General features: G+C 48.8%; 19 protein-coding genes. 14 read left to right on the top strand and 5 right to left on the bottom strand.

The features are described 5' to 3' along the window. Window positions 1-113: 113 nt before the first annotated feature. Both DXD25_RS08915 and DXD25_RS08910 read right to left on the bottom strand, forming a co-directional pair. Window positions 114-341: a DUF4248 domain-containing protein gene (locus tag DXD25_RS08915; RefSeq protein WP_089542930.1), complete on the bottom strand. Its 228-nt coding sequence runs from the start codon at window positions 339-341 to the stop codon at window positions 114-116. A 53-nt stretch (window positions 342-394) separates the two neighbouring features. Continuing rightward, window positions 395-1,417 carry a replication initiation protein gene (locus DXD25_RS08910; RefSeq protein WP_222847544.1) on the bottom strand — a complete coding sequence of 341 codons (1,023 nt, stop codon included), beginning with the start codon at window positions 1,415-1,417 and terminating at the stop codon, window positions 395-397. Between the two features lie 1,138 nt (window positions 1,418-2,555). Here DXD25_RS08910 and DXD25_RS08905 point away from each other — a divergent pair. The 4 genes from DXD25_RS08905 (at window position 2,556) to DXD25_RS08895 (ending at window position 4,969) form a co-directional block, all read left to right on the top strand. Further along, window positions 2,556-3,209 carry a DNA-binding protein gene (locus DXD25_RS08905; RefSeq protein WP_158556320.1) on the top strand — a complete coding sequence of 218 codons (654 nt, stop codon included), beginning with the start codon at window positions 2,556-2,558 and terminating at the stop codon, window positions 3,207-3,209. Between the two features lie 68 nt (window positions 3,210-3,277). Beyond that, window positions 3,278-3,382 (top strand): smalltalk protein, encoded by a 105-nt coding sequence (locus tag DXD25_RS16680; protein ID WP_153096588.1) that lies wholly within the window; start codon window positions 3,278-3,280, stop codon window positions 3,380-3,382. A gap of 15 nt (window positions 3,383-3,397) precedes the next feature. After that, a complete protein-coding gene (locus DXD25_RS08900; RefSeq protein WP_089542928.1) occupies window positions 3,398-3,823 on the top strand; it encodes an N-acetylmuramoyl-L-alanine amidase in 426 nt (141 codons plus the stop codon). A gap of 225 nt (window positions 3,824-4,048) precedes the next feature. Beyond that, complete coding sequence (locus DXD25_RS08895) at window positions 4,049-4,969, top strand: Rpn family recombination-promoting nuclease/putative transposase (RefSeq protein WP_117663034.1); 921 nt, start codon at window positions 4,049-4,051, stop codon at window positions 4,967-4,969. Between the two features lie 145 nt (window positions 4,970-5,114). On the opposite strand, the gene DXD25_RS08890 is transcribed toward DXD25_RS08895, so the two are convergent. Genes DXD25_RS08890 through DXD25_RS08880 form a run of 3 tightly spaced genes read right to left on the bottom strand, consistent with a single transcriptional unit; the run spans window position 5,115 to window position 8,453 of the window. Beyond that, the gene (locus DXD25_RS08890) at window positions 5,115-5,273 is read right to left on the bottom strand and encodes a hypothetical protein (protein ID WP_233522248.1); all 159 of its coding nucleotides are present in this window, start codon (window positions 5,271-5,273) and stop codon (window positions 5,115-5,117) included. A 46-nt stretch (window positions 5,274-5,319) separates the two neighbouring features. Continuing rightward, the gene (locus DXD25_RS08885; RefSeq protein WP_117663032.1) at window positions 5,320-6,630 is read right to left on the bottom strand and encodes a serine hydrolase; all 1,311 of its coding nucleotides are present in this window, start codon (window positions 6,628-6,630) and stop codon (window positions 5,320-5,322) included. A gap of 23 nt (window positions 6,631-6,653) precedes the next feature. After that, window positions 6,654-8,453, bottom strand: coding sequence for a DNA polymerase III subunit gamma/tau (locus DXD25_RS08880; protein WP_117663031.1), 1,800 nt, complete (start codon window positions 8,451-8,453; stop codon window positions 6,654-6,656). Between the two features lie 100 nt (window positions 8,454-8,553). Between DXD25_RS08880 and DXD25_RS08875 the strand changes: the two genes are divergently transcribed. The 10 genes from DXD25_RS08875 (at window position 8,554) to DXD25_RS08830 (ending at window position 20,603) form a co-directional block, all read left to right on the top strand. After that, a complete protein-coding gene (locus tag DXD25_RS08875) occupies window positions 8,554-8,910 on the top strand; it encodes a septum formation initiator family protein (protein WP_117663029.1) in 357 nt (118 codons plus the stop codon). Window positions 8,911-8,976: 66 nt separating this feature from the next. After that, the gene (locus tag DXD25_RS08870; RefSeq protein ID WP_117663027.1) at window positions 8,977-9,402 is read left to right on the top strand and encodes a hypothetical protein; all 426 of its coding nucleotides are present in this window, start codon (window positions 8,977-8,979) and stop codon (window positions 9,400-9,402) included. Between the two features lie 100 nt (window positions 9,403-9,502). After that, window positions 9,503-10,324 carry a DUF4369 domain-containing protein gene (locus DXD25_RS08865; protein ID WP_117663025.1) on the top strand — a complete coding sequence of 274 codons (822 nt, stop codon included), beginning with the start codon at window positions 9,503-9,505 and terminating at the stop codon, window positions 10,322-10,324. 26 nt (window positions 10,325-10,350) lie between these two features. Then, window positions 10,351-11,730 carry a dihydroorotase gene (locus tag DXD25_RS08860; RefSeq protein WP_117663023.1) on the top strand — a complete coding sequence of 460 codons (1,380 nt, stop codon included), beginning with the start codon at window positions 10,351-10,353 and terminating at the stop codon, window positions 11,728-11,730. Next, window positions 11,717-12,547, top strand: a complete 831-nt coding sequence (locus DXD25_RS08855; RefSeq protein ID WP_233522247.1) for a vitamin B12 dependent-methionine synthase activation domain-containing protein — start codon at window positions 11,717-11,719, stop codon at window positions 12,545-12,547. Before DXD25_RS08860 ends, DXD25_RS08855 begins: the two co-directional genes overlap by 14 nt. Window positions 12,548-12,609: 62 nt before the next feature. Further along, window positions 12,610-13,842 carry a metallophosphoesterase gene (locus tag DXD25_RS08850; protein WP_117663021.1) on the top strand — a complete coding sequence of 411 codons (1,233 nt, stop codon included), beginning with the start codon at window positions 12,610-12,612 and terminating at the stop codon, window positions 13,840-13,842. Between the two features lie 44 nt (window positions 13,843-13,886). After that, window positions 13,887-14,645 carry a 1-acyl-sn-glycerol-3-phosphate acyltransferase gene (locus DXD25_RS08845; protein ID WP_117663019.1) on the top strand — a complete coding sequence of 253 codons (759 nt, stop codon included), beginning with the start codon at window positions 13,887-13,889 and terminating at the stop codon, window positions 14,643-14,645. A 17-nt stretch (window positions 14,646-14,662) separates the two neighbouring features. Beyond that, complete coding sequence (locus DXD25_RS08840; protein WP_089542909.1) at window positions 14,663-15,406, top strand: polyprenol monophosphomannose synthase; 744 nt, start codon at window positions 14,663-14,665, stop codon at window positions 15,404-15,406. Between the two features lie 2 nt (window positions 15,407-15,408). Further along, window positions 15,409-18,855, top strand: a complete 3,447-nt coding sequence (gene mfd / locus DXD25_RS08835; protein WP_233522245.1) for a transcription-repair coupling factor — start codon at window positions 15,409-15,411, stop codon at window positions 18,853-18,855. Between the two features lie 386 nt (window positions 18,856-19,241). After that, a complete protein-coding gene (locus DXD25_RS08830; RefSeq protein WP_117663016.1) occupies window positions 19,242-20,603 on the top strand; it encodes a TrpB-like pyridoxal phosphate-dependent enzyme in 1,362 nt (453 codons plus the stop codon). The last annotated feature ends 33 nt before the right edge of the window (window positions 20,604-20,636 follow it).

Genomic DNA, 20,636 nt, shown 5'->3' with positions numbered 1-20,636 from the left:
CGGATATGTCCTTTCCTCCGTTAGGCGTTCCGGCGGATTTGTAATCCGCCGTCAAAAACTGACCTAACCTCTTTATGCTTTGGGGATATGTTATCCCCAGCCCCAGGCAATAGTCAGCATTCGTCCGGCTCTCCCAGATATTCAAAGATTACAGCTACCTGTCGGGGCGAAAAATATTGGCAGCCAACCAGGTATCCCTGCTTCTTCAACTCATCCCATAAAGGAATGCAACGCTTGATCCAATCCATCAGATGGCGGCGAGCTGTCGCCTTGCTGGTGGCTTCCGGAAAAAAGAGCAAGCCCAATTCCGTCTTGCTGTACATACGATTCGATATTTCCATAATCTATATTCTCATTTGTGTTCTTCAAAGAGTCATCTATGCAAGAGCCTTCTTTATGCATGATGATCCTTTAAAAAGCCATCCAATGCCTTGGCTATATAGGCACCCACATTGATCTTTCTATGTTCCTGCTGGCACTTACGGATAAAGTAGTCTTTCTTCTGAAACCAATCTTCCAGCTCTCCCTGCATATCGAGTGCCAGGCGCTGGCTTTCTAGAACTGCAATCTTCTCATCCACGTGATATTGTGTATAGAGACGCCATTTCAGTCGGGCACGTACCCCCTGCAATTCCTCAGGAACTGTAGCGCCGCCCGAAGTGTCGCCCGTATTTGCGCGGTCTATAAAAGTGAAGGTGATATGATCGGGCATATGGTGATGCGTCTCTGCCTCTTCTGATTGATAGAAAGGCTGATATACAGGGTATTGGTCGATAATTCTCTGGTCGTAGAGGCGTTTCAGATCCTTGCAGGCAAAGTCGAGTGCCTTGTTCTTGAGTGCCGACCAGGTCTTGTAGTAGTCCTTCCTGCCATGCAGCAAAGCCATCAGATTTTCGGGCTTCACCATGGTATAGCCCTTGGCACCCCAGCAATTCATCATTAGATATAGTTTGATGCTCGATGCACCACGGCACTGTCGCACCACATTCAGGTCGATGTGGCAGGCGCCCTTGTCAAAACTGAAGAAAAAACGGAAGACATGGAGGTCATAGCGGAGTTTAACCCACCATCTGCCCTGATATTGGCAGACCTTGCATTCAAAAAGGTGATCAAACTGGGTGTAGAAGGTATGATCGCCCAATTTGTAAGCTAGTTCCAGAGGGTGTTTGGCCATCTGGAGCAAAGCATTACGCAACTGAGAAGCATGTCGGGTATCTGCCAGATCAAACTCTGAGAGCTTTATGCAGAGGTCGATATGACCTGCTGCACGCTGTTCCGGAGTAAAGATGAAGGTCTCTCTATTGATGTGTAAACGGATATTGAAGTCAATCAATTTCTGGGATATCTTGATTAACTGCAACATGATTTTCAGTTCGAGGGTAGAAAAGTCGTTGTGCGACAGTCCCTGTACCCCCATAATGGTAATAACGTCTTTTTCCTGTTTAGGAGAAGGCATTAGGAAGGGCTCGGGCTCTTCCGATTTTTGGTTTTGATTGTTTGTTGCCATATACTCTTTTTATTTTGTTTAAGTTTGGATCACCTTCCGGGAAGGAGATTCTTGATGTTATTATAGAAATACGGCACGGAATTAAAATAAAGTTCCAACTTTTTCGAGGAGAACAAGTCAACATACATTGACCTTTAGGAACGTTCTGCATCGACTTTTTACCTTACTTCGCATCCGTGCCGATAATTCAAATCGAATTAATCGGGCACAATAATGCCTTGTAAGGATCTAAATTGAATGCTCATTTTTCAGGCCCTAATCCTACTCAATGAGCGAAGTTGGAAAATCCTCACTAGAAAGTAGCTCCCCTGGCAAAAGCATCAGGAGCTGAGAAATTCCTATTCTCTTAACTTTCTTGATGCAAAGGTAATCATTTATTCTGACCTAAACAAATTTTATTCCCCAAAAATGCATTTTACTTGTTATTTTTGAAAAAAAACTTTTTCTTTTGCGCATTACGCATTGTGATTCTAAGTATAAATCGTATACCTATTAGCTATATGGGTATAGTATATTAAGAAAAATAACTATATAACAGCTTGATAGATAGATATTTATGAATATCGTTCTATCTTCGGTAGTGGTAGCGCCTCTTTCTAATAGGAGTGAAAAACCCTGGTAGTGACTAAACCTCTCCCTGCTAGTACTGCTTTCTTACGCTTCTCCCTGCTAGTGCAAAAGTTCATCTTTCTGCAAGATTACTCAATCATATCTATGGTTTACAATTCTCCTATCTGCGATAGCCCTCGTTCCTATCAGCGGTGGCTGCCGCTCCTATCAGCGATACCCATCATTCCTATCAGCGTGGTCTGTCGCTCCTATGAGCGATACTCATCTTTCCTATGAACGATACTCATCTTTCCTACGAGCGATTGGCGTGCCTGATAAAAGAGTGCAAAAGTGAACATAAGAAGGCTAAAGAGTGCAGAAGACGACGGAAGCGGACGAAAGTGTGCAGATGCCCCCTCGCCAGTTTCGTAACTTTGCCATTGCATTCGGGAAGAGTCCGATGCACGAACATTTAATAACAATTTAAATTTTAAGTATTATGGCAGTCAATTACAGTTTGGTAAAGTACGTTTCTAAGTTTGGAAAGAATGCCGGTAAGGGAAAGTTTTATGCCCGTGCCCAGGTGAACGAGAAGACTTCGCTCAAGAAGTTCTCTAAGATGATTGCGATGCAGACCACGGTTACCTACGCAGATGTCACTGCGGTATTGGTGAGTGCGGTAGAGAACCTGATTCTGGAACTTCAGCGTGGCAACCAGGTGGAGTTTGGTGATTTGGGCAAGTTCCGTCTGCAGATTGTCAGTGATGGTGCTGACAGTGCCGCTGATTTCAAGAGCGACACTCATATCAAGGGTGTCAACGTCCAGTATGCTCCAGGTCCGGAACTGTATTCTGTATTCCAGAATATGGAGTTTGTACAGGTAGCATCCCGTGCAGTACAGCGTGCCGCATTGAAGGCTGAGAAGGAGGGTGCCAAGACGATTGACATTGAGGAGGTGAAGAAGGCTGCCAGCAAGAAGCAGAATACTTCTGGCGACAGTTCTGCAGGTGGCGATTCTTCTACCGACGGCGAGCATACCTCTGGTGGCAGTACAACGGGTGGCAGTACAACGGGTGGCAGTACAACGGGCGGCAGTACAACGGGCGGCAGTACTGATGGTGAAGGCTCTGATGGTGACAATGTAAATTTTTAGAACCATGGCACCAAGATAGTAAGGTAAGTTATCATTTTATTCATTTAAATCTTTAAAATCTTTAGCGTATGACAGAAAAGAAGAGACAGACACTGAATGAGGTCATCAAGTTTGTGGTGACAGTATTAACCGCCCTGCTTGGGGCACTGGGTGTATCATCCTGCACCCTATAGTGAGGAGGACGGCTTATGAGAAAGATTGATATGATTGTGGTGCATTGCAGCGGTAGCCGCTGCAATCACCGGTACACTCTGGAGCAGTTGCGCCACGACCATGTGGTGGTGAACGGTTGGCGCGACATCGGTTATCATTTTTACATCACCCTGGAAGGTGTGGTTTATCCATGCCGTCCGGTGGAGCGGATGGGTGCTCATGCCTTGGGCTACAATGCTCATTCCATCGGTATCTGCTACGAGGGTGGTTTGTCGCCGAGCGGTTGCATTTCTGATACCCGCACGCCAGCCCAGAAGGAGGCGATGAAGCTTCTCATCCTCCGTCTTCACCGTGAGTTTCCGGACATCAAGACCATTCTGGGTCACCGCGATTTGCCGGGCATGCAGAAAGCCTGTCCCTGCTTCGATGCCACGAAGCTTCAGCCTCTGCTGGCTTCATAGCATCTCATGAAATTCTCCCAACCTGTATGTTTTGGCAGGTTGGGGGAGTATCAAGGATACCGGAAAGTAAGAAGGGTCTATACGCCACCTGTTCATCGTGGCATATAGACCCTTGTCCTGTTACATAAAAAACGCAATCTCTCACTTTTTCCGTAACTTTTCCCAGAAATCCCTTGCAGATATGGAAATAAAGTCGTAACTTTGCGGCATGGATATTTAAAACAGATGATTATGAAGCAGGTAGAAGAAAGATACATCAGCTTGCTGACCGACTTCGGTTTCAAGCGAATTTTCGGAACAGCAATGAACAAGGATTTGCTCATTTGCTTCCTCAACAGCTTGTTTAATGGCAAACAGGTTGTGAAGGACGTGTCGTATCTGAACCCGGAGCACGTGGGAGATGTCTATACCGACCGCAGAGCCATCTTTGATGTATATTGCGAGGGCGAAAACGGCGAGAAGTTCATCGTAGAAATGCAGAATGCCTACCAGACGTATTTCAAGGATCGCGCCCTTTTCTACTCAACCTTCCCTATCCGTGAACAGGCACCAAAGGGGAGTGAATGGGATTTCAGACTCAATCATGTCTATACCGTTGCCCTGCTCAACTTCAGCATGAACGAGGATGCATTCGACAAGGAGAAAATCCGCCATCATGTGCAGTTGTGCGACACAGCTACCCATAAAGTATTTTACGACAAGCTCGAATATATCTATGTAGAGATTTCCAAGTTCAACAAACCCCTGGAAGAACTGGATACGCTCTACGAGAAGTGGCTCTATGCACTGAAGAACCTCTATAAGCTTACCCAGCGCCCGAAGGAGCTGTGCGACAAGGTTTTCGACCGCCTCTTCGAGGAAGCCGAGATAGCCAAGTTTACTCCGCAGGAAATGAGGGAGTACGAGACCAGCAAGATGGCATATCGCGACATCAAGAATTCCGTAGACACTGCTAAGCGTGAAGGCATAGCTGAGGGTAAGGAAATTGGTATGAAGGAAGGTATGGAAAAAGGTATGGAAAAAGGTATGAACCAGAAAGCCCTGGAAATAGCTAAGAATATGCTGGCAATGGGACTTTCTGCCGAACAGGTTGCCAAAGCTACCCAGCTGTCTTTGGAAATCATTAAGAATCTGAGCAATTCATAAAAAACAGAAAGCGGAGATGTAGATTACGAATGTCACCATATAATCAAGGGTCTATACGCCACCTTTTCATCGTGGCATATAGACCCTTGTCGTTTCCCCGTCATCTTTCTGAGGTTGGCACGGGTGGTTTCTATGTTGTAGATTCCTATGGAGATGAGCGAGAAGCAGGGGGTATAGAGGAGGATGTTGAACGCTCATACCGCTTGTTCTCCCATCTTACATGCAGATGAGAGAGTGCTACGATGAAGGCATTGATGAGCATGAATATGAAGCATGAAAACTGAAATAGAAATAATGAATCCATACGCTTCTTTAAATACTGGTTGTGGTAAAACATCCCTCTGTCCTTTTTACAGGAAGAGATCACGCTTTGGCATCTGCGGCATATATTTCTTGCGCAGCTTCTCGAAGAATGCCATGGTGTCGTTGCTGAAGCCATGACCCTTCCAGGTGGAAGTGTTGGTGATGAGAATCCAGCACTGACCGTCGGGATATTTCAGAATCAGCGCAGAGGTGCCGGCAAGGGAACCCGTGCGGATCCAAGGGCGGTTGCTCTTCGGCGTGTAGTTCCAGCCGATGGAGTATTGATGGTCAGGCTGCTCCTGCGTCATAAACTGCACACTCTTCCTGCTCAGGATATCCTTGACATGAGGCATGCCGTCGATGCTCGCAATGAATCTCGACAGCTCGGCTGCCGAACCGCACCAGGCTCCTGCTCCCGAAAGTCGGGGAAGATCAGTATCGCCATAGCACTTCTCTACCATCCTGCCGCTGTTGTTGTACTCATATACCGGAATGCTGCCCTGATGCATGTAATACTTCGTCTCGTTAGGACGGCGGTCCTTGTAATAGGTGCCCGCAATGTGCATGTCGAAACAGCCGGCTGGCTGGAGCACATACTTCTGGATGAAGTTCTCGTATTTCATTCCGCTCTTCTTCTCCACGATCATCGAGAGAATCATATAGCCCAGATTGCTGTAGCACTTGCCCTCGCCCGGCGTATAACCCAGATGACGCTTCAGGAGAATCCTGAGCAGGGTAGGGTGGTCGGGAGGGGTGGTGAGGTGGTTCTGCATCATGATGTAGCGGGTGGAGGATACCGGGTCGCCGGCATAGTTGTTGAAACCTGCCTGGTGGCGCAGCAGCTGTTCTACGGTGATGTTGTAGTAGCGCTGGTCCTTGATACTGTTGTTATAGGTGGTATCGCAGAGGATGCCCTTCTGTCCGAACACCTTGTCGCCCATGCGCAGCTTCTTCATCTCTACGAGTTTCATGATGCCGGCAGCCGTGATGAGCTTGGAAACGGATGCAAAGCGCATCAGCATGTTGGGTTCCATACGGATACCCCTTTCCTTGTCTGCCCATCCGAATCCACGGGCATAGAGCAGGGAGTCGTTGCGGGTGATGACGAGCTGGGCACCGTTGATTTCCCATCTCTTGAGGTATCTCTCGATGACAGAATCCATCTCCTGGTATGCCTTTCCCTCGGTGAGGGCATTGGTGATGGAATCGTTGATATGTACCGTAGGCAGTGAATCTGCAGATTTCTCCTTGTCGGATGAGGTGCAGCGCGATACGCAGCTGTGGGTGGTCCATCCGATAAGGGCTGTAAACGTGAGCAGTATCACGGCTATACGCTTCTTTCTAAGTCTTCTTGCCATTATTGTCTTACTATTCTGTTTGTTTATGCCATGACTAACCGTAGATCCTGGGTCAGTTTGCCGATGGCAGGGTTTTCCTTTATCATATTCTCAAGTATCTCTCGCTTGGAGAGGATTCGGGTTACTTCATCCGATTCTGCCAGACGGTAGTCGAGGGTTACCTGGCTGTTGTTCAAGCCGATTCTGAAGGTCTGCAGGATTCTTCCCTTGATCTTGACCACGTCGTCGAGCAGCAGCTTGTTGTCGATGACTACCTCGATATGCGGAAAGTCGGTGATGGTAGGTACGATCGGTTTCATGCGATTGGCAAGTCCGATGAAGTCCTTGATGCCTTGCATTCTCAGACACATGCTGATCCACTGGCCTTCTACCTGTTCCTGGGTGAAAGGCTGGTCGTGGTTGGCGGCAGCTCCGGTTGATGCCGGTGTTTCTTCCTTGAGCTGGTCGATAGGATTGTAGATGCGCTGACTGTTCTGCTCCGTCTTCTCCAGGTTGGCGAAGCTCATGCCGATGCCTTTCAGTTTTACCTGTGAGCCTTTTCTCACTGTTGATATAGGCGCAGCAGTAGCTGCAGCGACAGGCTGTGCTTCCCGTACAGGAGCCTTGCTGCCGCTCTCTTGCCCGGCACCTGCACCCTGAGAGGCAGGCTTAAGCTGGGCAACGATTTTCTGAAACAGGGATTTTAGTCTGTGGGGCGTACGCCCCGCACTAGGCACATCCTGGTCTTCCGGCTGGGTAATCTGACCAATCTGTATCAGGGTCAGCTCTACGAGCAGTCGCTTGTTGGAACTCTGTCGGTACTGTACATCGCAGCTGTTCATCAGCTGGAGTGCCTTATATAAGAAAGGTGTAGGTGCCTTCTTTGCCTGCTCCACGTATTTTGCCTTCTGCTCTTCGCTGGTTTCCAGCAGCGGCAGGGTCTGGGTATCCTTCGCCATCATCACGTTGCGTACGTGCTGGGCGAGTCCCTGAATCATGTTTCCGCCGTCGAATCCCTTGCCCAGGATATTGTCGAGCAGCAGCATCATCTGGCTCACCTTGTTCTCCAGGGCGAGGTCCACGAGCTTGAAGTAGTTGTCGCTGTCGAGCACGTTCAGGTCTTCTATCACCTTCTGGTAGGTGATGTCGCCCTGGCAGAAGCTGGCAGCCTGGTCGAAGATGGAGAGGGCATCTCGCATACCTCCGTCTGCCTTCTCGGCGATGACGGCAAGCGCCTGCTCCTCGTATTGGATGCCTTCCTTCTCTGCCACCATCTTGAGGTGGGCGATGGTGTTGGGTACGGTCATGCGCTCGAAGTCGTAGATCTGGCATCTACTCAAAATGGTAGGCAGGATCTTGTGCTTCTCGGTGGTGGCGAGGATGAAGATCACGTGCGATGGCGGCTCCTCCAGGGTCTTGAGAAAGGCATTGAAGGCGGCGGCACTCAGCATGTGGACCTCGTCGATGATGAACACCTTGTATTTGCCTACCTGAGGCGGGATGCGTGTCTGCTCCATCAGGGTCTTGATCTGATCGACACCATTGTTGCTGGCGGCATCCAGCTCAAAGATGTTGTAGGAGCGCTGCTCATTGAAAGCCTGGCAGCTCTCGCAGGTATTGCATGCCTCGCCGTCCTCACGAGGGTGCTCGCAGTTGATTGCCTTGGCAAAGATGCGGGCACAGGTGGTCTTTCCCACACCTCTCGGACCGCAGAAAAGATAAGCGTGGGCAAGCTTGCCACTCTTCACTGCATTCTTCAATGTGGTAGTCAACGCACTCTGTCCAACCACCGAATCAAAGGTCATCGGACGGTATTTTCTAGCCGAAACTATGTATTCTTCCATTCTTTTTTGCTTGAATATACGTTCACTTACATTATTTTTTCTTAATTGTGATGCAAAGATAACAAAAAAATATTATCTTTGCAAACAAATTCGGAAATTAATGAGTCAAAAGTTAAGTATTATATGGAATTATCTCGCTCACTATAAATATCTTATAGTGATAATTGCGGGTGTTTTGATAGTGGGTGTCATTGACGACAATAGCATCCGCCAGCATATCAAGTATCAGATAGAGATAGCCACGCTGCGTTCTGAGATAGAAAAGTACAGAACGGAGTATGACCGGGATCTCCGCATCCTGCAGGAGATGCGCAAGGGACCGGAAGTCTTCGGCAAGATAGCACGCGAACGCTACTTCATGAAGGCTGACAATGAGGATATTTTCGTGCTGAGCACGGATCTGCCCGGTTCGGTGGAAATAGATGAAAACGAGGAGGACAAGGATTCCATCCGGTAACGCAATCTATATAACGCTATCTATATATAATAAGGTGTGAACGAACAGAAAAAGAAAGTAAGAAAGATGAAACAGTTGAATAAAATACAGAGTGCTTTGTTTTTGTTGGGCGGCGTGCTGATGGTTGTCGGTGCGTGCAGCTTTGTGCTGAAACAGATTTATCCTTCGCTGGTGGAAACCACGAGCTGGGTGTTCCTTCTGGGCACCGTGCTCTTCAGCGTGATCCAGTCGATGCAGACCTATGAGGGCAAGTCGACTGTCATCCATCGCCTGAAGCGCATCCAGAATGTAGCCAACATCCTCTTTGTCTTTGCCGGCATCTCGATGGTGGATACGGTCTATACCTTTACCGAGAAATGGCTGGGCAATCCGCAGCTCTTTTACTCCATCTTCTACGGCAAGTGGATCGTGGTGATGCTGGTGGCATCTATCCTGGAACTCTACACCACCTTCCGCATTTCGCACGAAATGAAGGGGGAAGAATGCAAATAAAACATAAATACTTGTAATATTCAATTAAATTGCATCAATTTATTTCGGTACTTCAAGAAATGATTGTACTTTTGTTCACTGAATGTGAATTATAAAGCTTATGAATAAGATATTTTACGCACTTATCACCTTGGTGGCGCTTACCTCATGCGCCAGTAGCTACGATATTTCGGGTACTTCCAACGTGAGTACCCTGGATGGTCGTATGCTCTACCTTCAAATCTTAAAGAATAACGAATTCAGCAAGATCGACTCCTGTGATGTGGTACATGGACAGTTCCATTTCCAGGGAACGGTAGATTCTGCAAGAATGGCGAATGTCTTCATGGACGATGAGCCTGTTCTGCCGCTGGTGCTGGAGGCGGGAAGCATTACCGTGAAACTCGACGATGTACAGCAGGTAGTAAGTGGAACGCCACTCAACGATAAGCTCTTCGGATTCTTCAAGAAATACCAGCAGCTGCAGAGCCAGCAGCGGGAACTGGTGCATAAGCACGACCAGGCCATCATGAATGGAAGCGATATGCAGGCGGTGACTGCCCAACTGAATGCTGAGGCGATGAAACTCTCCGAGCAGGAGGACAAGCTGGTGACTACCTTCATTACCGACAACTTCGAGAATGTCTTGGGACCAGGCGTATTCTTCCTCGTAACCATGGGCAACCAGTATCCGATGCTTTCGCCATGGATAGAGGATATCATGAGCAAGGCTACAGAGCACTTCAAGAGTGATCCATACGTAAAGGACTACTACCAGAAAGCACAGGAAAACCAGGCTATTATGAACGGTACCCACGAAGCGCAGATGGATCCAAGCATGCAGGCTGGACAGATGGCGGCTCCGCAGACCGATCCGAATGCGGCTCCTGCACCAACGCCTAACGAGCTGGCGAAGCCAAGCATTCCTGAAGCAAAAGAGTAAATTCAAAGTTTAGAAAAAAAAATACTATGTCTAAAATGTTAATTAAAGGCGGAACTATTGTCAATGAAGGTCGCTCATTTCAGGGCGATCTTCTAGTCGATGGTGAAGTGATTTCAGATATATTTGAAGGCATGGGTCCCCGTGGCATCTACGATGAAGTAGTGGATGCTACGGGGTGTTTCGTTTTGCCGGGTGTAATAGATGACCATGTTCATTTCCGTGAGCCGGGACTTACCCGCAAGGCGGACATCGAGAGTGAGAGTCGCGCGGCTGCCTATGGCGGCGTGACTTCCTATATGGAAATGCCCAATACCGTGCCGCAGACTACCGAACTGCAGGTGTGGAATGACAAGAGAAAGCTGGGCGCAGAGAAGAGTCATGTAAACTACAGCTTCTTCTATGGTGCCACCAATGACAACGTGGATTCCTTTGCCCAGCTGGATATGCACCATGTGCCAGGCATCAAGCTCTTCATGGGTTCCAGCACCGGTAATATGCTGGTGGATAAGATGGAATCGCTGAAGCGCGTTTTCAAGACGGCTAAGGATCTGAACCTGCCGGTGATGACGCACTGCGAGGATACCGGAATCATCAACCGCAACATGGCAGAGGCCAAGGCTAAGTACGGAGAGGATCCTGCCGTGGAGCATCATCCGGAAATCCGCAGCGAAGAGGCATGCTATGAGAGCAGCAAACTCGCAGTGGAATTAGCCCGCGAGTTTGGTACCCGTCTGCATATCGCCCATGTTACGACAGCCCGGGAGCTGGAACTCTTCGCTCATCAGAACGGAAAGGCGAATGAGCATTCCGGAGATGGCATTCCTCTTCCTCAGATTACAGGAGAGGCGGTGATAGCCCATCTCGTCTTCTCGGATGCCGACTATGCTACGAAGAAGGCGCTCATCAAGTGCAATCCTGCCATCAAGACCCTGGCAGACCGTGATGCCTTGCGCAAGGCGCTCAACGACGGAACCATTGCCACCATCGGTACCGACCATGCTCCACACGAGTGGAAGGACAAGCAGGGGGGATGTGCCAAGGCGGCTTCGGGTATGCCGATGGTGCAGTTCTCGCTCGTTTCCATGCTGGAACTGGTAGATGAAGGCGTGCTTACCATCGAACGGATGGTTGAGCTGATGGCGCATCAGCCGGCTCAGCTCTTCCGGGTAGCCCAGCGTGGTTTCCTGCGCAAGGGTTATCAGGCAGACATCGTCATCGTGAAGCCTCATTCTCCATGGACCGTTACAAAGGATGTCATCCAGAGCAAGTGCAAGTGGAGTCCGATGGAGGGACATGAATATCAGTGGCAGGTGGAGCAGACCTTCTGCAATGGTCACCTTGTCTATAACAAGGGTGCCTTTGATGCAGCTTACCGTGGTGAGGAGTTGACTTATGACAAAAGATAGAATCATTAGGCAATACAGAATATCAGAGCTGGTGCCTTATATCAACTGGCTCTATTTCTACCATGCCTGGGGATTGAGCGGAAAACCACGCTGCGACAAGGAAAAGATGAGGCAGGAAGCGCTGGATATGCTTGCCTCCTGGGAGGACAGGTTTCACTGCCATGCCATCTTCCAGCTATTCGATGCCAACAGCGATGGGGATGATATCCTGTTTCTGGATCAGCAGCTCCGTTTTCCGATGCTCCGCCAGCAGCATCCATCTGCTCCGGGCGCACCGAATCTCTGTCTGGCTGATTTCATCCGTCCGCTGGCTCACGGGGAGAAAGACCAGATCGGGGTGTTCTGTTCTACGGTAGATGGAGGAATCATGGATGCCTACCGGCACGATGATTATCTCAACATGATGGCACAGACCCTGAGCGACCGACTGGCAGAGGCTACTGCCGAGAAACTGCACGAAGAGGTAAGAAAGACTTACTGGGGCTATGCACCGGAAGAACATCTTACCATCGAACAGCAGCTTAGGGAGGAGTATCAGGGCATCCGACCAGCCATCGGTTATCCTTCGCTGCCGGATACGAGTGCAAATTTCCTCATCGACCAGCTTCTCGATATGAAGCAGGTGGGCATCCGACTCACGGAAAGCGGAATGATGACACCCCATGCCAGTGTGTCGGGACTGATGTTCGCTCATCCCATGGCTAGATATTTCGAATTGGGTAAGATCGGGGATGACCAGCTGAGGGATTATGCCCGCCGCAGGGGCGTTCCCGTGGAACTGATGAAAAGGTTCCTGCAGTCGAGCCTGCTGAAATAGAAGGTGAGAAGATGATGTTAGTAATCAGAAGTTAGAGAAGATAAAAAAGATAGTTTTTAACAATGATAGCTAGATTATTGATTCCCGTGATTGTGCTTACGGTATTGCCCTATCTCTGGATAGACCGGAAATACCTGCATATTCCTAAGGGAAAACGAAAGATACTATATTGGTTGCCTGCTGCCATCGTGATAGGATACACAGCCTATCTCACCCTGGAGCCTGACTTCCTGCCTGCCAATCCGGTGTTCATAGACATCTGGTTTGGCATGATGGCACTGCTGGCTGTTCCGCAGTTTGTCTTTGCCTTCGTCAGTTTTGTGGGATGGGAATGTATGAAGCTCTCCCGCCGCTTCAAGGCAAAAAAAGGGGATGGCAGGTTTAGAGGCAGTGTGCATCGGGCACGCAACTGGGGAAAACTGGTAGGAATCTTCCTTGCCGTATGGGCTTTCTTCAGTTTCGTCTATGGCTTTACGATGGGGGTACGACAGTTTCAGGTGAAGCATCTCACGGTCTATGTGCCCGATCTGCCTGAGGCGTTTGAGGGTTACCGCATCGTGCATTTCAGTGATATCCATGTAGGTTCCTATTATGGATGGCGCAGACACATGCCTCAGCGGGATGTAGATAGCATCAACGCCCAGTATCCCGACCTAATCTGCTTTACGGGTGATCTGCAGAATGTGAGACCGGAGGAACTGGTTCCTTTCAAGAAGACATTGAGTGGTCTCAAGGCGAAGGATGGCGTGGTGAGCGTATTGGGCAATCACGATTACACCTATTATATGAATGTGGATGACGAGGCAGAAATCCGCAGGATAGAAGAAAAGGTGCAGCAGACGGAACGGGAGATGGGATGGCATCTGCTGATGAATGAGCACTTCGTGCTGCATCGCGGCAAGGATTCCATCTATGTAGCCGGTACCGAAAACTTCAAGAAGCCTTCGCGGGCAGAGGTGGCACAGGCACTCTACGGTATAAAGAAAGGACAGTTTGTGCTGATGCTCCAGCATATTCCGGAGATGTGGAAAGACATGACGCCTTCGCGTATCAACGAGAAATATGGTTCGAAGGACAGCGTGCTGGTGGCTCCACAGCTTACCCTGAGCGGACATACCCATGGCGGACAGGTTTCTGTTCTCGGCTTGCGCCCGTCTATGTTCTCGGCTTTCGATTACGGACTCTATGAGCGCGAGGGATGCCAGCTCTATACCACAGCCGGATTGGGAGGAACCATTCCGATCCGCATCGGAGCCACTCCTGAAATAGTAGTCATCACATTGAAACGAAAATAAGATGATCAAATTACGATCTTCCAATCATTCATGAAATTGCGATTATGAAATACTTATATCGATTATATCAGCTTTTGATATGTTTGCCGATTCTTGTTTTGGCGAGCATTCTTACCAGTCTTACTACCGTGATAGGCTGCAGACTGGGCAATGGTCACTTCTGGGGATATTATCCCGGCAAGTGGTGGTCTATCCTGTGGATCCGTCTCCTTCTCCTGCCGGTGAAGGTAGAGGGTAGGGAACATCTGAAGAAGAATCAGAGTTATGTGTTTGTTGCCAATCATCAGGGTGCTTTCGACATCTTCCTGATCTACGGCTTCCTGGGACGTAACTTCAAGTGGATGATGAAGAAGGGCATCCGCAAGATTCCTCTGGTAGGTTTGGCTTGCGAGTATGCACATCATATCTTTATCGACAAGAGCGGACCATCCAAGATCCGTGCTTCCTATGACAGGGCGCGCGAGGTATTGAAGGAGGGTATGTCGCTGGTGGTATTCCCGGAGGGTGCCCGTAGCTTTACCGGTCACATGGGTGTGTTCCGCCGAGGTGCCTTCATGCTTGCCGACGAATTGCAGTTGCCGGTTTGCCCGCTTACCATCAATGGCAGTTTCGACGTCAAGCCCCGCATGAAGGATATCTACTGGGCATTCTGGCATCCGCTGAAGCTCACTATCCATGAACCGATTGAGCCGATTGGCAAGGGACCTGAGAATATCAAGAACCAGATGACCAAGAGCTATGATGCCATCATGAGTGGACTGGTGAAGGAATATCAGGGATTCGTGGAGAATCCTGACCAATAAATATATTAAATTAGAACATTATGAGTGACAGTATTGTAATCATTCCTACATACAACGAAAAGGAAAATATAGAGAAAATCATCCGTGCCGTTTTTGGCCTGGAGAAGAAATTCGACATCCTTGTTATCGATGACGGTAGTCCGGACGGAACTGCAGACATCGTTAAGAAGCTGATGGCCGATGAGTTTGCCGACCGTCTCCATATCCTGGAGCGTTCGGGTAAGCTGGGCTTGGGTACAGCCTATATCATGGGCTTCAAATGGTCGCTGAAGCAGGGTTATGACTTCATCTTCGAGATGGATGCCGACTTCAGCCACGATCCTAATGATCTGCCTCGCCTCTATGCGGCTACCCACGATGAGGGCTACGATGTAGCCATCGGTTCCCGTTATGTTTCGGGTGTCAACGTGGTGAACTGGCCTATCGGTCGCGTATTGATGAGCTATTTCGCTTCCAAGTACGTGCGTTTCGTTACCGGTTTCAAGGTACATGATACCACAGCAGGATTCGTCTGCTATCGCCGCAAGGTATTGGAGACTATCAATCTTGATGCCATCCGCTTCAAGGGCTATGGTTTCCAGATTGAGATGAAGTTCACTTCCTATAAGATTGGTTTCAAGATCAAGGAGGTGCCGGTTATCTTTGTGAATCGCCGTGAGGGAGTGAGCAAGATGAGTGGCGGTATCTTTGGAGAGGCTTTCTTCGGCGTGATGAGACTGCGTCTCGATGGATGGTTCAAGAAATATCCGAAATTGAAGTAAAAGTGACATTACAGGAAATTGCAAAACTATACGGGCGTTCGCCACAGGCGAATGCCCTCTTTGATTTATTGAAGAAGAAGTCGGTTCATTCTGTCTTTCTTCAGGGATTGGTGTGCTCTTCTGCATCGGTGTTCTTCGGTTCGCTGCAGGCTAAGATGAAGCGCACCGTGCTTTTCGTGCTCAATGATGCTGATGAAGCGGGGTATTTCTATCATGATCTTACGCAGATGCTGGGACAGGAGAGCGTCTTCTTCTTTCCTTCCAGCTACCGACGCGCCATCAAGTATGGTCAGCGGGATGCGGCTAACGAAATCCTGAGAACGGAAGTGCTGGCACGATTGTCGGCTGGCAAGCAGATCTATATCGTTTCTTATCCGGATGCCCTGGCTGAGCTCGTGGTTTCCAAGCAGATTCTGGATGAGAGAATCCTCAAACTTACTGTCGGACAACAGATTGCACAGGTAGATATCGTGCGTCAGTTGCGTGATTTCGGACTTCAGGAGACTGATTACGTCTATGAACCGGGACAGTTTGCCGTTCGTGGAAGCATCCTCGATGTCTATTCCTACAGTTGCGAATATCCGTTTCGTATCGATTTCTTTGGTGATGAGATTGATACCATCCGCACCTTCAGCATCGAAGACCAGCTTTCGAAGGATAAGCGTGATGCCATCGAAATCGTTCCGGAACTTGCTGCCGAACAGAGCGTGAAGCAGTGCTTCCTCCATTTCCTGGATGCGGATGCACTCGTGGTGATGAATGACTACACGCTGCTGCACGACCGCATAGAGCAGATTTACAAGGACGGTTTCTCTTCCCAGAGTCTGACCGAACAGCTGGAAGGTGCCACCGAGATGGAGGCTGAGAAGATAAGAAGGGAGATGAAGGCTGAGCTGAATCTCGTTTCCGCTTCAGGTTTTCAGCATGCGCTGGTTGAACACGTACGTATCGAATTCGGCAAGCAGCCAGAGAGTGAGGTTGCCAGGAAGCAGGAGCATCTGTTGATTGCCAAGGGCGATAACCAGGCTCTCATCGCTTTTGATATGGCACCGCAGCCGCTGTTCCACAAGAATTTCAATCTTCTCGCCCAGACTCTTGAAGATTATCAGCTTCAGGGCTATACCTTATATATATTGGCAGACAGCCAGAAGCAGCAGGAACGACTGAAGGATATCTTCGACAGTGAGGAGCTGAAAAGGTATCAGATCCGGTTTACCCCTGTAGAGAAAACCATCCACGAGGGATTTGTGGACCATGAGAAGCATGCCTGCTTCTTTACCGATCACCAGATCTTCGACCGATTCCATAAATACAACCTCCGTTCAGACTCGGCAAGAGCCGGAAAGATGGCGCTCACCATGAAGGAGTTGCAGGAGATGGATTATGGCGACTTCATCGTTCATGTGGATTATGGTATCGGAAAGTTCGGCGGACTGGTGCGTGTGCCTACCGGCGACAGCTATCAGGAGATGATCCGCATCGTGTATAAGAACAACGACAAGGTGGATGTGAGCATCCACTCGCTCTATAAGATCAGTAAATACCGCAGAAGCGATACCGGCGAACCGCCACGCCTCTCTACCTTGGGAACAGGTGCCTGGGACCGGTTGAAGGAGAAGGCTAAGAAGCGAATCAAGGATATCGCCCGCGACCTGATCAAACTCTATGCGCAACGCCGGCGTGAAAAGGGATTTGCCTATAGTGCCGACAGTTATCTGCAGCATGAGCTGGAGGCTTCATTCCTCTATGAAGATACGCCCGACCAGAGCAAGGCTACGGCTGACGTGAAGAAAGACATGGAAAGTGGTAGACCGATGGACCGTCTGGTGTGTGGAGATGTGGGATTCGGTAAGACGGAAGTTGCCATCCGTGCTGCCTTCAAGGCGGCTTGCGATGGAAAGCAGGTGGCTGTGCTGGTGCCTACCACGGTGCTTGCCTACCAGCATTACCAGACCTTCAAGCATCGACTGGAGGGACTTCCTGTTTCCCTGGAATATCTGAGCCGTGCCCGTACTGCCAAGGATACCAGGCGCATTCTGGAAGAGCTGAAGGAGGGCAAGGTGGATATCCTGATTGGTACCCACAAACTGATATCGAAGTCAGTACAGTGGCACGACCTGGGACTGCTGATCATTGATGAGGAGCAGAAGTTTGGTGTATCTACCAAGGAAAAGCTTCGCCAGTTGAAGGTGAATGTGGATACCCTAACCATGAGTGCTACTCCGATTCCGAGAACCCTGCAGTTCTCGTTGATGGGAGCCCGCGATATGAGTATCATGCGCACACCGCCACCTAACCGTTATCCTATTCAGACCGAGGTCATCACCTTCGACAAGTCGGTGATTGCCGATGCCATCAATTTTGAGATGAGCCGTAACGGTCAGGTGTTCTTCGTCTGCGACCGTATCGCCAAACTGACCGAGCTGAAATTGCTCATCGAGAAACTGGTGCCAGACTGCCGCGTAGCCATCGGGCATGGACAGATGAAGCCGGAGGAACTGGAGAAGATCATCATGGGATTCATCAATTACGACTATGATCTGCTCCTTTCTACTACCATCGTAGAGAACGGAATCGACATTTCCAATGCCAATACCATCATCGTGAATGATGCCCACCGTTTCGGATTGAGCGACCTGCATCAGATGAGAGGTAGAGTAGGACGTAGCAACAAGAAGGCTTTCTGCTATCTGATAGCTCCGCCCAAGGCATGTCTTACTCCGGAATCCCGTCGCCGTCTGGAAGCACTGGAAACCTTCAGCGACCTGGGTAGCGGTTTTAATCTGGCTATGCAGGACCTGGATATTCGTGGTGCAGGCAATCTGCTGGGTTCTGAACAGAGTGGATTCATGGAAGATCTGGGTTACGAGACTTATCAGAAGATTCTCTCTCAGGCTGTCACCGAGTTGAAGAACGAGGAGTTCAACGACCTGTATCAGCAGGAGATGGATGAAGGAAAACAGCTCACGGGTGATGACTTCGTGGATGACTGTGCCGTGGAGAGTGACTTGGAGACCTATTTCCCGGATACCTACGTGCCGGGTAGTTCTGAGCGAATGCTGCTCTACCGCGAACTCGATCATCTGCAGAGTGAAGAGGAGGTGGCTGAATTCCGCAAGCGAATGATCGACCGTTTTGGTCCGGTTCCTAGGGAGGCGGATGAGTTGATGTGTGTGGTAGGTCTGCGCCGACTGGGCAAGTCGCTGGGTTGTGAGAAGATCATGCTCAAGCAGGGTACCATGCAGCTGCAGTTTGTGAGCAATGTGAACAGTCCGTTCTATCGCAGCGAGATGTTCTCCCGTGTACTCGCTTATGCCACTACCCATATCCAGGATTGTGCCTTGAAGGAAAAGAACAACAAGCGCTACCTTCGCATCCGTGATATGAAGAGTGTGGAACAGGCAAAGAATCTGCTGAGTTTCATTTCTCAGATCAAGGTGAATGACTAGGAGTGAAACTTCTGCCAATTTTTTCAGCGTGAACTGAAATCAATAAAAAAAAGCATTGGAAATCTGATTCTCTTATCAGATATTCCGATGCTTTATATTTTTTGTATAAGTAAAAGATGATGATAGCGTTTCCCAACGCCTTTGTTTAAACTGATGCAAAGGTACGAAGAAAATGAAAAAAATAGGGGGAATAATTGTTGTTAGTAGGGGTTAAAACTGGTAAAAGTACACTTATAAAACATTAAATAATCCTTACACGATAATAATTACTCCTATTTTATGCTCAAAATACATCAAATTCGTTAAAAAACGAGGGAATATTTCTGTATTTCATTTTTTATTTGTACTTTTGTAGCTAGAATTAACAATTTAATAAAAACATATACATGAGACAGAAAAAGTTTATTCTCCAGGAGCAGGATATCCCTACTCAGTGGTACAACATTCAGGCAGATATGCCTAATAAGCCTTTGCCACCGTTGAATCCACAGACTCACAAGCCGCTCAGTGCAGACGACTTGTCTCACATCTTTAATAAGGAGTGCTCTAAGCAGGAGCTTGATACTGAGCACGCTTGGATAGACATTCCAGAGGATGTACAGGAAAAGTATGCGTTCTACCGTTCTACTCCATTGGTCCGTGCTTACGGATTGGAGGAAGCATTGGGTACTACAGCACATATCTACTTCAAGAATGAAAGTGTTACACCATTGGGTTCACATAAGATCAACTCTGCCATTCCTCAGTGCTACTACTGCAAGCAGGAGGGGGATACCAATGTTACTACAGAGACTGGTGCCGGACAGTGGGGTTGTGCCCTTTCCTATGCTGCCAAGCTCTACGGACTGGAGGCTGCCGTTTATCAGGTAAAGATTACCATGCAGCAGAAGCCATACCGTTCCAGCATCATGCGTACCTTTGGCGCTACCGTTGAGGGTTCTCCTAGTATGAGTACACGCGCCGGTAAGAACATCATTACCCGCGATCCTCATCATCCTGGTTCTCTGGGTACTGCCATTTCTGAGGCTGTTGAGTTGGCTACAACCACTCCTGGCTGTAAATATACCTTGGGTTCTGTCTTGAATCACGTGGCTTTGCATCAGACTGTCATCGGTCTGGAGGCTGAAAAGCAGATGGAGATGGCGGGTGAGTATCCTGACAAGGTGATTGCTTGTTTTGGTGGCGGTAGTAACTTTGGTGGTCTTGCCTTCCCATTCATGCGTCATAACCTGAAGGGCGAGAAGCATACCGAGTTCATCGCTGCAGAACCAGAGAGCTGTCCTAAGTTGACTCGTGGAAAGTTTGAATATGACTTTGGTGATGAGGCTGGATATACTCCGCTGTTGCCTATGTTTACCTTGGGTCATGACTTCAAGCCAGCCAACATCCATGCAGGTGGTCTCCGTTACCATGGTGCCGGCATGATTATCTCTCAGCTGATCAAGGATGGTTATATGCACGGTGTAGATGTAGCCCAGACAGAAGCCTTCGAAGCAGGTATGCTCTTTGCCCGTGTAGAGGGTATCATTCCAGCTCCAGAGAGCTGTCATGCCATTGCTGCAACCATCCGTGAGGCAAAGAAGGCAACTGAAGAGGGTAAGAATACCGTGATTCTCTTCTGTCTTTCTGGTCATGGTCTCATTGATATGCCATCATACGAAAGCTATATCAATGGAGATTTGCATGATTATAGGGTGAGTGATGAGGAAATCAATAAGTTCCTCCAGACTGTACCTCAGGTAGATTAAAGATTAAAAAGAAATAAGAAAGCCAGCCTACAG

Origin of the sequence: Prevotella sp. TF12-30, from assembly GCF_003436715.1 — a bacterium.
Classification (GTDB): domain Bacteria; phylum Bacteroidota; class Bacteroidia; order Bacteroidales; family Bacteroidaceae; genus Prevotella; species Prevotella copri_A.
The sequence above is the reverse complement of the archived record's forward strand: the minus strand, read 5'-3'. Positions and strand labels throughout refer to the sequence as shown.